General features: G+C 39.6%; 10 protein-coding genes. 4 read left to right on the top strand and 6 right to left on the bottom strand.

Annotated elements, in window-relative coordinates; all coding sequences use genetic code 11:
• Positions 1 to 4 precede the first annotated feature (4 nt).
• Positions 5 to 3,502, top strand: a complete 3,498-nt coding sequence (gene rgy / locus NZ900_06790) for a reverse gyrase (GenBank protein ID MCS7233796.1) — start codon at positions 5 to 7, stop codon at positions 3,500 to 3,502.
• 25 nt (positions 3,503 to 3,527) lie between these two features.
• On the opposite strand, the gene NZ900_06785 is transcribed toward rgy, so the two are convergent.
• The 5 genes from NZ900_06785 to NZ900_06765 all read right to left on the bottom strand — a co-directional run bounded on the left by NZ900_06785 (position 3,528) and on the right by NZ900_06765 (position 8,988).
• Entirely contained in the window at positions 3,528 to 4,508 is a 981-nt protein-coding gene (locus tag NZ900_06785; protein ID MCS7233795.1) for an ABC transporter ATP-binding protein, read from the bottom strand.
• Between the two features lie 10 nt (positions 4,509 to 4,518).
• Entirely contained in the window at positions 4,519 to 5,475 is a 957-nt protein-coding gene (locus NZ900_06780; GenBank protein MCS7233794.1) for an ABC transporter ATP-binding protein, read from the bottom strand.
• Positions 5,472 to 6,326 (bottom strand): ABC transporter permease, encoded by an 855-nt coding sequence (locus NZ900_06775; GenBank protein MCS7233793.1) that lies wholly within the window; start codon positions 6,324 to 6,326, stop codon positions 5,472 to 5,474. The genes NZ900_06780 and NZ900_06775 overlap by 4 nt, the downstream gene beginning before the upstream one ends.
• Complete coding sequence (locus NZ900_06770; GenBank protein ID MCS7233792.1) at positions 6,323 to 7,345, bottom strand: ABC transporter permease; 1,023 nt, start codon at positions 7,343 to 7,345, stop codon at positions 6,323 to 6,325. The genes NZ900_06775 and NZ900_06770 overlap by 4 nt, the downstream gene beginning before the upstream one ends.
• 71 nt (positions 7,346 to 7,416) lie before the next feature.
• Positions 7,417 to 8,988, bottom strand: a complete 1,572-nt coding sequence (locus NZ900_06765) for an ABC transporter substrate-binding protein (protein MCS7233791.1) — start codon at positions 8,986 to 8,988, stop codon at positions 7,417 to 7,419.
• A 60-nt stretch (positions 8,989 to 9,048) separates the two neighbouring features.
• Between NZ900_06765 and ggt the strand changes: the two genes are divergently transcribed.
• The gene (gene ggt, locus NZ900_06760; GenBank protein ID MCS7233790.1) at positions 9,049 to 10,653 is read left to right on the top strand and encodes a gamma-glutamyltransferase; all 1,605 of its coding nucleotides are present in this window, start codon (positions 9,049 to 9,051) and stop codon (positions 10,651 to 10,653) included.
• 20 nt (positions 10,654 to 10,673) lie between these two features.
• Here ggt and NZ900_06755 read toward each other — a convergent pair whose 3' ends face one another.
• Positions 10,674 to 11,390 (bottom strand): hypothetical protein, encoded by a 717-nt coding sequence (locus NZ900_06755; GenBank protein ID MCS7233789.1) that lies wholly within the window; start codon positions 11,388 to 11,390, stop codon positions 10,674 to 10,676.
• A gap of 172 nt (positions 11,391 to 11,562) precedes the next feature.
• Here NZ900_06755 and NZ900_06750 point away from each other — a divergent pair, with 172 nt between their 5' ends.
• Both NZ900_06750 and NZ900_06745 read left to right on the top strand, forming a co-directional pair.
• Positions 11,563 to 12,510: a 2-keto-3-deoxygluconate permease gene (locus tag NZ900_06750; GenBank protein MCS7233788.1), complete on the top strand. Its 948-nt coding sequence runs from the start codon at positions 11,563 to 11,565 to the stop codon at positions 12,508 to 12,510.
• Between the two features lie 31 nt (positions 12,511 to 12,541).
• A complete protein-coding gene (locus NZ900_06745; GenBank protein ID MCS7233787.1) occupies positions 12,542 to 13,885 on the top strand; it encodes a four-carbon acid sugar kinase family protein in 1,344 nt (447 codons plus the stop codon).
• Positions 13,886 to 13,887: the final 2 nt, after the last annotated feature.

Below are 13,887 nucleotides of genomic sequence, written 5' to 3'. Positions count from 1 at the left end.
CAAAATGGCAGAAGCTATATTCGAAAAAGCCTGTCCAAACTGTGAGGGAAAAATCTCAAGCCTTAGGCTACTTAAAGGGCTTCCTTGTGAGCTTTGTTTGCCTGAGGAAGATAACATAACCTTAGAAGATATAGTAAAAAAATTAAGCGAAAGAGGTTCCTTAAAAAAACTTAAAAGTATTTATGATTTGAGAAAAAGCGAATGGGAATTTGTAAACTTCTTTAAGGAAAAAGTTGGTAGCGATCCTTGGTCTCTCCAAAGAACATGGGCACGAAGGCTATTTCTTAAAAGATCCTTTGCCATAGTCGCCCCTCCAGGGATCGGCAAAACAACCTTCGGTATAATAGCATCCCTATTTTTAGATGGAAAGTCATACCTCCTCTTCCCAACACGCCTGCTTGTGGAACAAGCAGAAAATCTTCTTAAAAAATATAACGATGGTAAAAAGAAAATACTTATAGCTATGGACATGAAAAACGATGAAAGAGAGAAGCTTAAAAATGGAGATTTTGACATACTTGTTTCAACAACCATGTTCTTAGTAAAAAGCTATGAAGATATACCAAAGCCCTTTGATTTCGTTTTTGTTGATGATGTAGATGCCTTACTAAAACAATCAAGGAGCGTAGATAGAATTTTAGGGCTTCTAGGTATACCAAAAGAGGCGGTAGATGAAACGCTTTCCTTCCTTTATCTATCCATTAAGCTTTTAAGGAGACCTTCGAAAGAATCTTGGCAAAAGATAGAAGAAGGAAGAAGAAAGCTCGAGGAACTTAAAAAGCTTGCGAAAGGAGTTCTAATAGTTTCTTCAGCAACAGCAAAGCCCAAAAATGTAAGAGTAGCTTTATTCCGTGAATTACTGGACTTAGAAATTGGAAAAAGTGCCTCTTTCTTAAGAAAAGTTGAGGATCTTGTATTAAGGCCTAAGCGAATGACATTAAGCGGTATGATAGATGAAACGGTAAACCTTGTAAAAAAATTAGGAAATAGGGGTTTAATCTTTGTATCCCCTGATAAAGGCAAGGAATCTGTAAGTGAGGTTATCAAAAAATTTGAAATTAAAGGGATAAAGGCTCTGAGCTATGAGGAAGCAGACTTAGAAGCTTTTTTAAAGGGGGAAGTAGATGTTCTGGTAGGTATAGCTTCCGGTAGAAACCCTCTCACTCGAGGACTTGACATACCTGAAACGAGATATGCTATCTTCATAGGAGTTCCTAAAATGTTTATAAACTTGAAGGTGGAAACTTCTTCAATAGCTCTGTTTAACGCACTTACTTCATTAAGAAAACTCCTTGAGGATCACCCGGAGGTTGAAAGAAGATATCTCCCCTTTTTGAGAAACATTCTTGAGAAGGAAGAAGAAAAGCTCACAGAAAGATCCAAAAAGCTACTGGATGAGATAAGGCTTTTCTTATCAGAGAAGCTCGCTAATCCAGAGTTCCTAGCTCAAGTAGCCTCAAGCCCTGAAAGCCCTATAAGAATAATAGATGGGGAAATTTATTTAATGATACCGGATGTCACTGGATACCTACAAGCTGCAGGTAGAACCTCTAGGCTATGCTCAGGAGGACTGCTACAAGGTTTATCAATAGTTATAGTTGACGATGAAAAAGCCTTACACCTTCTTGAGAAAAAGGCAAGATACTTCTTCGAAGAATTTTCCTTCAAAACCTTCGACCATGATAAGGTAATGGAGGTTCTAAACAAGGTGGACAAAGAAAGGCAAGAGCTGACCAAGATAGACGCCATACCAAAAGATCTCTTCAAAACCGCCCTGATTATCGTTGAATCACCAAATAAGGCTAGGACTTTGGCCTCTTTCTTTGGATCACCTCAAAGAAGAAGAGTCCACGGCATAGATGTCTATGAAGTAAACGCCCTCAAATATACCCTTTTAATAGCCGCATCGAAAGGACATGTAGCTGATCTAGTATATGAGCTTGGCCTTTTCGGAGTAGAAGTAAAAGATGGATCCTTTATACCCCACTATGACACAATAAAGAGATGTCAAACCTGTGGGGAACAAACCGTTCAAGAAATCTGCCCAAGATGCAAGGTACCAGCCTTTGATGAAAAGAGAGAGATAATCGAGGGATTAAAAGAGCTAGCCTTAGAAGCAGACGTAGCCTTTATAGCTACAGACCCAGATACAGAAGGAGAAAAGATCGCTTGGGACCTAGCCTGTTATATAAAACCTTATTCACCAGATTTTAAAAGAGCTGAATTTCACGAAATAACGAAAAGAGCCTTTTTAGAAGCAATAGATGAACCAAGAGATATTAATGAACCGCTGGTTGAAGCTCAATTTATAAGAAGAATAGCTGATAGATGGTTCGGTTTTTCCCTAAGTCAACTTCTTCAAGAGACCTTCAAACAAAAATGGCTTTCAGCAGGCAGAGTTCAAACCCCTGTTTTAGGTTGGATCATAGAGAAAGAAAAAGAGAGAAAGGAAAAGGAGTACATATTAAGGATATCAGCTGATCCCAATATAAGGGTTGAGTTTCCCTTAGCTAAAAAAGAGGATATCAAAGGTTCAAAACCGCGTCACCTTCATCTAAAGCTTATAAGCCTATCCGAGGAAGAGATTTCTCCTCTCCCTCCTTTCGATACCGCAAATATGCTTAAAGAGGCTTCTACAAGATACGGTTGGAGCGCTGAGGAGACCATGACCCTTGCTCAAGAGCTTTTTGAAAGAGGTCTTATAACTTATCATAGAACCGATTCCTTCAGGATAAGCGGTAAAGGCATATCTATAGCTAAAGAGTATATATTAGAAAAGCTTGGAGAAAATCTATTCCAAGGAAGAACATGGGGAGATGGAGGAGCTCACGAAGGAATAAGGCCAACTCATCCATGGGATAAGGGAGAGCTCTTAAGCTACATATATACTACCGGTAAGCCCCCACTCTCATCTAAAGCGGTTTCCCTTTACACTCTGATATTTAGAAGATTCATAGCCTCTCAAATGAAAAACGCAAGGGTATTAAGGGGAAAGGTTTTACTTTCCCTTGACCATATGGAAAAAGAGGAAAGCCTAACCTTAAAGATATTGGAACCAGGATTTTCCACTTTAACACCCTTAAGCATCTTTCCTTTAGGGAAAGAGCTCCTTGAAAAAGGGAGTCTTTCCTTAGACATAAAAGAGTCTAAAGTTATAACGCTACCTAAGGCCTATCCATTCACTCAAGGGTCTCTCATAGAGATGATGCAAAAAAGCGGTCTCGGAAGACCATCAACCTATGCTACTATAATTGAAACTTTACTTGAAAGACACTATGTAGTACAGAAAAACGGATTCCTATTCCCAACCAAACTTGGCATAGAGGTTTATAGACATCTAAGAGAACAATATCCACAATACACGGATGAGGACTTCACGAGGAAAATTGAAGAGGAGATGAGCTTAGTTGAGAGGGGAGAAAGAGAATATCAAAAGGTCTTAATGAAGCTTTATGAGGAAACAAAAGAAATACTTAACTCACTTGAAGAAAAAACCTTATAAAGGTAAGCGTATCCATCTGTGAACTTCAATGTAGATGAATATGACAAGCAACAAAGTGATGATTTCCTTTATCTTGTAAGATAGGTTCTTCCGTATAACAAATATCTAAAGCATAAGGGCACCTAGGATGAAACCGACAGCCTGAAGGTATATTTGTTGAAGCTGGTACCTCTCCAAAAACAAACTCTTTAATCCTTTTAACATCTGGATCAGGTATAAAGATAGAGGAAAGAAGAGATCTCGTATAAGGATGAAGAGGATTCTTAAAGAGCTCCTCATTATAGGCAAGCTCCACTATTTTACCGAGATACATTATCGCAACACGGTCACTAATAAAGCGAACTATACCCAAGTCATGAGTTATAAAAAGATAGCTCAGCCTATATTCCTCTTGAAGGCTTTTAAGTAAATTAAGTATCTGAGCTTGTACAGAAACATCTAAAGCAGATGTGGGCTCATCCAAAACTAAGAACTCTGGATTTAAAGAAATAGCCCTTAATATACAAACCCTTTGTCTCTGTCCACCTGAAAGTTCATGAGGATACCTATACATATGTTCTTCCCCTAAGCCAACCATTTCAAGAAGCTTAATAATCTTTCTTCTGATTTCCCTCGAAGAAAAACCTCCCTGAAGCTTAAAAGGTTCCGACAATATCTCCTTAACCATCATTCGAGGGTTCAAAGAGGAAAGGGAATCCTGAAAAACTATCTGCATCCTTCTTCTTAAGGGCCTTAGTTCCTTACTTGAAAGGCCAGTTATATCAATTCCATCAAAGAATATCCTCCCTGAGGTAGGTTCTATAAGCCTTAAAACGAGCCTTCCAAAGGTCGTTTTACCACAACCGCTTTCACCAACAAGGGCAAGGGCTTCTCCCCTACTTATGGTCAGATTAATCCCATCTACAGATCTAACATATCCCGATACCTTGCCGAAAATACCGGCCTTTATAGGAAAATACTTCCTTAAATCCTCGACCTTCAGGATAATCTCATTCAAAGCTAATATCTCCTCTCCCCTAAGAGTAAAGATGACAGAAAACCGTGTGAGTCTCGCTTACTCGCGTTTCCTCAGGGACCCTTTCAGAGCACAAAGAAAAAGCGTATGAACACCTTGGATGAAACCTACAACCTAAAGGTGGATTTATAAGATTAGGAACATTTCCCGGAATACTCGAAAGTCTATCAACCCTCCTATTAACAACCGGAATGGAACTAAGTAACCCTATAGTGTAAGGGTGAAGAGGCTCCTTAAATATCTCCCTAACGCTACCACATTCGATAATCTTTCCAGCATACATAACACAAACTCTATCACAAAACTCTGCTACAACACCAAGATCATGAGTTATAAGCCATACAGAAAGTCCCATATTTTCTTTCATATCTTTAAGAAGATTCAAAATCTGAACCTGTGTGGTTACATCCAAAGCGGTAGTGGGCTCATCCGCTATAAGCAATCGCGGTTTAGAAGCAAGCATCATGGCTATCATTGCTCTCTGCCTCATCCCACCTGAAAGCTCAAATGGATAGGAATTTACCACTCGTCTAGGTGAGGGCATCCTCACTAGCTTGAGAAGCTCCTCTATATCTTCCCTTTCCACTTTACTCCTGCCTTTTCTCAAAACCTCAGCTATCTGATCTCCTATCTTCATAAGGGGATTAAGCGAAGCCATAGAATCTTGAAATATAATTGAGATTCTGCTTCCTCTCAGCTCCCGCATCTTTTCCTCTGGAATACGCAAAATATCAAGACCTTCAAATAAGATCTCTCCATCGACTATCCTTCCAGGAGGGTCAAGAAGCCTCATAACTGAAAGAGCAGTTACGCTCTTTCCACAACCGGTTTCTCCCACCAATCCAAAAGATTCCTTCTCCTTTATATAAAAGCTGATCCCATCAACCGCTTTAACCACACCATCATACGTATAAAAGTAGCTTTTAAGATTCCTAACCTCCAGCAGATTTCCACTCATAGTAGCTTCCTTCTCACTTTCGGATCTAAAAGGTCTCTTAAACCATCGCCTAACAGATTAAAGCCTAAGACCATTAAAAATATCGCTAAGCCTGGAAAGAGAGAAACCCACGGATAATCCCTCATGTAACCTCTCCCAATACTAACCATAAGTCCAAGCTCAGGTTGAGGGGGTTGTGCCCCTAAACCTATGAAACTAAGCGCAGCTGCCTCCAAGATTACATTTCCCATGTCAAGAGTCGCTTGAACGAGTATCGGAGGCAGTATATTAGGCAAGATATGTTTAAAAATTATATAAAGGCCTCCCGCACCTAAAGCCCGAGCAGCCTCCACATAGTTCATTTCTTTAACAAATAGAGTCATACCTCTTGCAAGTCTTGCATAAACAGGCCACCACGTTACAGATATAGCTATTATGGAGTGAAAGAGACCTGGTCCCAAAGCAGCAGCTATAGCCATAGCCAAAAGAATATATGGGAAGGATAAAAATATATCAGCTATCCTCATTATAATTTCATCAACTAAACCACCATAGTAACCTGATATAACTCCTAAAAGGGTCCCAAACACGCTCACCACAGCTATAACCACAAAAGCAATTGTTAAATCAAACCTTATCCCATAAAGTATTCTACTAAAGATATCCATCCCATTATCATCAGTACCAAGAAGATGTTTCAAAGATGGAGGCTTCAAACGATCTGAAAAAACCATATCTTCAGGATCATGAGTAGCCAAAAGAGGAGCAAAGAGCCCGAGGAAGACAACCATACTAACTATAGCTAACCCAAGCATTATAAGATAATTCCGCTTTATAAGAAACAGCGTATACTTAAACTCGCTTCTTTTCATTCCTTTCCTCCCAGTCTTATCCTCGGATCTATTACTACATAAGCTATATCCACAACCAGATTGACTATGACATAAATAATCGTAGTTAGTATAACCACACCTAAAACTGCTGGAAAATCCACATTTGTCATAGCTTCAACCGCATATCTTCCAAGACCCGGCCACCCAAATATGCTCTCGGTCAACACGGCACCTGCTAAAAGATAGCCAAACTGGTAACCTATAAAGGTTAAAGGAGCTATCAGAGCATTACGCAAAGCATGCCTAAATACTATTTGCCAAAAACCTAACCCCTTGGCCCTTGCAGTCCTTATATATTCCGCACTTATCACATCAAGCATAGAAGAGCGCATCACCCTTGCGGTCATGCCAGTAGTGGCATAAGCTAAGGTCATAGCGGGGAGTATAATATGCTTTATGCTACTTGTGAAGGCATCCCACCTTCCCGTAAGAAGGCTATCTAATATATAAAGACCGGTTATCATAGGAGGTGGAACTATATGAGGATCAAGCCTTCCCGGCCCGGGAAGGATACCAAGCTTAAAGTAAAAAACTAAAAGCAATATAAGCCCTAGCCAGTAGACAGGCATGGAAACCCCACTTAAAGCAAAAATTCTTATAATATGATCTAAAGAGGAGTTTCTCTTAATCGCAGAAATAACCCCTAAAAGGATCCCCATTGGAACCATGATTAGCATACTTGCTAAAGTCAGTTCAAGCGTAGCTGGGAAAAACGTCATAAGATCATCAAGAACAGGCCTCCTGGTCAAAATAGATCTTCCCAGATCCCCCTTAATTAGCTTTTTAAGATACATAAAATACCGAACATAAATGGGCTTGTCTAAACCAAGCTCAAGATTAATTTGCTTAAGCTGATCACCTGTAGCACGTGGACCAGCTATAAGCCTTGCAGGATTACTCGGAACAAGATAAATAAGGAAAAAGGTTATAGTGATAACTCCAAGAAGAACAGGGAAAAGAAGAAGAATCCTTCTAATCACATAATGACGGAGCTTCAACTAGCTTAAACACCTCACTATAATAAGATAATTCAGAGGGCTCTCCTAAAATTAGAGAGCCCTCAAAGGATCTACCTATAAAGATCATAAAAACAAGGAGTTTCGTAATAAATGGGATTTAAGACGTACCCCTTTATCCAATCTCTTATTGATACTATCTGAAGCCTTTCAGCACACCATATAGCTGGACAATCTTCCATTACAATCCTAACTGCCTTAGCAAACAATTCTCTCCTTTTAGCTTCGTCAGTCATATACCTTGCTTCATCAAGCAACTTATCGACCTCGGGATTAGAATAGTAAGACTCATTAAACCCTCTATCCCCCCACATAGAGGAATGATACTGATAGTAAAGAAAATTCTCCACATCCGCATAATCAGCATACCAGTGAGTATTAAAAACCTGAGGGGCCTCTTCCTCCTTAGCCATCTTAGCCCATATAGTGGTCCATGACAAGAACTGAATGTTGACCTTTATCCCAAGCTCCTTAAGGCTTTGCTGAAAAACCAAGGCCGCCTGTTTATGTATATCACCACCTGTTTCAACTATGAAATCCAAAGTGAAACCACCGTTAGGATATCCGGCTTCAGCTAGTAGTTTCTTCGCTTTTTCTATATCCCTCTTATAATATGGATAACTCTCATCATAGTTCCATATAGCGCTTGGAACAGGCCCCTTCAGCCTTTGAACAAATCCACGCATTGCATCGTTTATAAAAGCATCATAGTCAAAAGCATATGCTAAAGCCTTCCTAACTCTAACATCTTGCAAGGGACCCTTCTTAACATTAAACCCAATATAAAATATAGTTAAAGAAGGCTGTGTTAAGACCTTTATCCCTTTTTGGTCCCTTATCTTTAGCAAATCATCCTCAGAAACTCTGAAAGCTATATCCACATCTCCCTTCTCAAGCAGAAGCCTTCTTTCGGATGGCTCCTTTATAGTCCTTATTATAGCCATCTCAAACTGATTATCCTTCCATCCTTTAAAATAACCCGGATTCTTAACCAAAACTATCTGCTGTTCATGAACCCACCTATCAAGCTTATAAGGACCAGAGCCTGCAACTTTATCATGAAGCCAATCTAAGGCCCACACATCTTTCTCAGTAGCATGAGCTTTCACTAACTTGCTATTCAAAATGGAAGCACCAGACTGAGCTAAAAGAGTTAAAAACCATGGGGTAGCATGATTAAGCTCAAACTTAACAGTATATTTGTCAACTACTTCGATATTCTTTACTATCTCCTTAAGCTGAGCCCCTGGACCCTTGTTCACCCCTATAGTTCTATCAATAGAATATTTTACATCCTCTGCAGTAAGCTCCGTACCATCATGAAACTTAACTCCCTTAACTAAGTAAAATACATAGGTTTTACCCTCGTCCCTAACTTCCCACCTTTCAGCAAGCTCCCCCTTAACTTTAGTTGCGCTTTCCCCATCCATTACAACAAGCGTGTTATAACAGTTCTTTATAACAAGCTGAGCCTTAGGTTCCCAAGCTACAGCAGGATCAAGAGTAGTCGGATCCTCAGGTGTAGCGACTATTACTATCTTTGATCTATCCAGAGCCATAACTGAAAAAGAAAACAAAACCCCTAAAGCAAGAGAGAAAAACAAAAACCAAGCTATCTTCTTCAAAACAAACACCTCCTTCAAAGTTTTAATTTAAATTATATAATAAACTTGGAGGTGAGAGAAATGAGTTTCAACCCATTTTCTTATAGATATCCTTCAAGAAGAAGCCTAGTTTATGGAAATAAAGGCATGATCGCAACATCCGTTCCCCTAGCAGCCCAAGCTGGCCTTGAGATTTTAAAAAGGGGTGGCAACGCCATAGATGCCGCTATAGCTACAGCTATATGTCTAACAGTCGTCGAACCCACAAGCAATGGTATAGGTGGAGATGCATTTGCTATAGTTTATCATAACGGTAAGCTCGTTGGTTTAAACTCAAGCGGCTTTGCTCCAAAGCTCATCTCAGCAGAGAAATTCATCGAACGAGGCTTAAAGAGGATACCAAAATATGGTTTTCCTCCGGTAACTGTCCCGGGAGCGCCTGCAGCCTGGGCATATCTATCCAGAAAGTTTGGAAAGCTACCCTTTAAGGAGCTCTTTGAACCAGCTATAGCTTACGCAGAAGAAGGCTTCCCGATATCAGTAACCGTGGCAAGCTCATGGAAAAAGGCCTTCGAAACATACTCGAAACTCTCCGGAGAAGAGTTCTCCTTCTGGTTTAAAGCTTTCTGCTATGAAGGGCGACCACCCGAACCAGGAGAGATAATTAAACTTAGAGATCATGCAAAAACCTTAAGAAAATTAGCAGAAAGTCACTCTGAAGAGTTCTATAAGGGGGAAATCGCCGAACGAATAGATAACTTTTCAAGAAAGTATGGAGGATATATAAGAAAGGAAGATCTTGCTTCCTTCGAACCTGAAGAGGTAAATCCCTTAAGTATTAATTATAGAGGTTATGAAGTTTACGAACTTCCTCCTAATTCCCAGGGAATGGTGGTACTAATAGCCCTGGGAATACTTTCTGGTTTTAAGATGCCACCTCCCGATACCCCAGAAGCCTTACATCTTCAAATAGAATCGATAAAGCTTGCTTTTGAAGATGCTTTCCACTTTATATCCGACCCTAGATTTAGAGAAATCCCTATAAAAGAGCTTTTAGGCGAAGATAGACTAGAAAAGAAAAGGGCCTTAATAAGCGATAGAGCTTATCTTCCAAAAGTAGACATAATTAAGGAGTTTGGAACAGTTTACTTAGCCACAGCAGATAAAGAAGGAAACATGGTATCCTTCATACAAAGCAACTTTACTGGCTTTGGCTCAGGTTTAGTTGTTCCAGAAACCGGAATAGCCCTTCATAATAGAGGTTACAGTTTTAGCTTAGATCCTAAAAGTCCTAACTTTTTAGAGCCAGGCAAAAGACCTTATCATACGATTATCCCAGGCTTTCTGATGAAGGAAGGAAAGCCGATAGGTCCCTTTGGTGTTATGGGAGCTTTTATGCAACCTCAGGGACACCTACAGGTACTTTCTAGGATTATAGACTGGGGGATGAATCCTCAAGAAGCCTTGGATGGCCCAAGATGGCAATGGAGAGGAGAGAAAACATTACATCTTGAGAGCAAATTTTTAAAAGAAGTAGCTGAAACTTTAAAACAGATGGGGCATGAAATTTTATATAGCGATGATGTAGACTCTTTCGGGAGAGGACAAGTTATATGGCAACTTGAAAACGGAACCTTAATAGGAGCTACAGAACCAAGGGCCGATGGTTATATAGCTGTATTTTAAAGATTAGTTCAAAAACTTAGCTATGCAATTTTAATACTAGTTATTACATTATCTGGGATTACAACTCCTAACGCCTTTAGAATCAAGAGATTAATTCTTTCGCTCTGCGGTATCTTCCACAGCTCAAGCTTGTCAGGCTCTCCACATATATCAACTCCGATAATCTTTTCCCTTGAAATAGAGATCAATAAATTTAAAAGCTCATCTAAAGAAAGCCATCCCCTACCCCATCGTGTCAATGGAAGATCAAGCACATCCTTATCTATGCTTATATAAACTTGCTTGCCCTTAATAAGATTGCTGAGCTTAGATGGATCTGGTGGAAGAAAGCAAATCTTGTCCCGCCTTACTTCAGCCTTACAAATAAATACAAGCTTAAACAAGTTCTTAAGCCCTAAGGCATCTCTTATCCAAGAATCGCATCTGATAAAGTTATCCTCTCTTTTTAGAGCATCAAAATGCTTATCAAAAAGAAGCAAAACAAATGGAAAGCTTATCCTTCTTAAAAAGAGCAGAGAAAAATGATGATACTCCCCACCCCCAAGAAAGCAGATAAGCTTTTGCCTTTTCGGAATCAGATCATCAATTTCACAAAGCTTAGAAGGAAAACACATGAACTTAACCCCATCTACCTTTCTCAAATCTATAACCCTACCCAGGGAAGATAAGTAATATTGTTCGCCATATATACCATCAAAATCAAGAATGATAATTAAAGGCTTTTCCTCTCTAAACATTCTTCACCTCTATTCGTTCAAAAGGATTAAATTATAGGAGATAACAACAAACATAAGAATAAATATAATCGAAAATATCCTAACAATCAGTTGACAATTATACTAAATAGTGATATTTTCATCTTATGAAAGATTTATCATTATAAAGCTAAATAATAGGAGGTGTATTTTCATGATCAATGTCCCAATAGTAACTACCTTACAGCGCGTTCCCGGTGGAATGATGCTGATACCTCTTCTTCTTGGATCTATAGTAAGGACAACCTCTCCCGGCTTCTTAGATCTCGGATCATTTACCACAGCGCTCTTTAAAAACGGTGCTTTACCACTTATCGCCTTATTAATATTAGCTACAGGAGCACAGATTAATCTCCGCCAAAGTGGAGCAGTAATGATTAAAACAGGAGTATTGCTTTTAGCTAAAACGATTATACCAGCTATACTTGTGGTCATCTATGGTTACATATTTGGGCTTAATGGGATATTCGGTATGTCTTTGCTTGCCGCAATGACAGCCTTTATAAACTCTAATGGCGGTCTCTGGTTAGCCTTAGCAGCTCAATACGGCAATCATGAGGATCGTGGTGCCTATATCGCCAGCGCATTAAACGATGGCCCATTCTTTACACTCGTCTTCTTAGGACTGAGCGGTTTAGGAGCTATACCTCTTAAATATATTTTAGCAGCTATAATACCATTCCTGGTAGGCTTTATTTTAGGCAATCTAGACCAAAAGTTTGCAGACATGATGAAACCAGCAAGCTCAATAACCGTACCATTTTTCGCCTTTGCTTTGGGAGCAGGAATAGATCTAAAATCATTAGCACTAGGAGGAGTAACCGGTATATGGTTAGGCTTACTTGTATCTTTGATAACCGGAACTCTGGGATATCTATCCTATCGTCATATTCTAAAGGAAAGAAGCGCTGTTGGATTTGCAATCGGGACAACCGCAGGCAACGCTGTGGCTACCCCTGCTGTAGTAGCTCAAGCGGATCCAAGGTTCGCTCCATTTTCCTCAGTGGCAACAGCTCAAGTTGCTGCCTCAGTCTTAGTCACCGCAATAGTAACTCCTCTTATAACCCATTATCTACATAAGAGACTTAACAAAAACAAGTGATCCGCTTATAACTCTAAAAGAGGTGTTAATTTTGAAAAGCAGGGTTTTTGCCATAATAGCGGATGATCTAACCGGGTCAGGAGACACCGGTGTCCAATTTGCGGTAGCAGGATTAAGAACAAGGGTTTTACTTGGGGAATGGACACCAGAATCTTTATTAGAAACTGATGTAATCGTGCTTAACACTGAAAGTAGACCATTAAAAGCAGAGGAAGCATATAATGCAGTTCTCTCAACTGCAAAATCTGCCAAAGAAAAAGGCGTATATCCCATATATAAGAAAATAGACTCCACCATGAGAGGCAACGTAGGCGTAGAGACCGATGCGATGATGGATGCTTTCGCTTTTGACATGGCTATAATATGCCCCGCTTTTCCAGATAACGGAAGGACCGTAATAGGAGGATACCTATTAGTAAATGGAGAATTAGTATCCAGAACATCTATATCTCGCGATCCAGTTTCACCGGTAAGAGAAGCTCATATACCAACCTTGTTATCAAAAAACGTTCGGCGACCTGTACTTAGCATAGATATAAAACAACTACAATATGGACCAGAAAAGCTAACCGAAACCCTTGCTAATTTTAAGAGAGCTGGCGGAAGTATAGTGGTGATAGACGCCATAACAAACGAAGACCTAGAAACGATAGTTAAATCTTTATTCTTACACGAGGAAGATATACCATACTTCTTGGATGAAAAAGGAAACCCCTGTAGAGTAATTTTGACTGGCTCAGCTGGATTAGCCCGTCCTTTAGCAAAGACCTTAGCAAAGAAGCTTAAAAAAGAGCCACCTAAGCCTAAGTTAAAGACGATATTATTACTCATTGGATCAGTTAACCCTGTAACAAGAGAACAATTATCCTTGCTTAAAGAAAAGAAAAATCCATGGATAATAACTTTAGATGTAAGCGTTGTCTTAGAAAATGAACACTTACAGGATAAAGCTTTAATGGAAGCATTAAACTCCTCAGAAACCGCAATTAATCAAGGGCATAACATAATGGTTCTAACAACACCAGCCGATCCAAACTTTATAGATTCAATAAAGATTGAAGCTGAAAAAAGAGGAATTGACAAAACGACTTTATCTCTCAAAGTTGCTAAGCTCTTAGCCAAGCTAGCTTCCCTAATGTTAGAGAAAATAAACGTTCACGGAGTAATAGCTACAGGTGGTGACACCGCAAGAGCGCTTCTTAACGAGCTTAGGGGTAATGGTATCGACTTAATCTCTGAGGTTTCACCAGGAGTTCCAGTCGGTACAGTAAGCGGTGGAAGCAAACCTAACCTTAAGATAATAACTAAAGCAGGGGGGTTTGGCAAACCCGATATTTTGATACAAGCGGTAGATTATCTAGTTAACATGCCATGAAA

Source organism: Synergistota bacterium (assembly GCA_025060595.1).
Classification (GTDB): domain Bacteria; phylum Synergistota; class GBS-1; order GBS-1; family GBS-1; genus 42-11.
The sequence above is the reverse complement of the archived record's forward strand: the minus strand, read 5'-3'. Positions and strand labels throughout refer to the sequence as shown.

Coding starts and splice junctions, on each gene's coding strand:
- rgy (MCS7233796.1), top strand. CDS start 5: ATGGCAGAAGCTATATTCGAAAAAGCCTGTCCAAACTGTGAGGGAAAA.
- NZ900_06780 (MCS7233794.1), bottom strand. CDS start 5,475: ATGAGTGGAAATCTGCTGGAGGTTAGGAATCTTAAAAGCTACTTTTAT.
- NZ900_06775 (MCS7233793.1), bottom strand. CDS start 6,326: ATGAAAAGAAGCGAGTTTAAGTATACGCTGTTTCTTATAAAGCGGAAT.
- ggt (MCS7233790.1), top strand. CDS start 9,049: ATGAGTTTCAACCCATTTTCTTATAGATATCCTTCAAGAAGAAGCCTA.
- NZ900_06755 (MCS7233789.1), bottom strand. CDS start 11,390: ATGTTTAGAGAGGAAAAGCCTTTAATTATCATTCTTGATTTTGATGGT.
- NZ900_06750 (MCS7233788.1), top strand. CDS start 11,563: ATGATCAATGTCCCAATAGTAACTACCTTACAGCGCGTTCCCGGTGGA.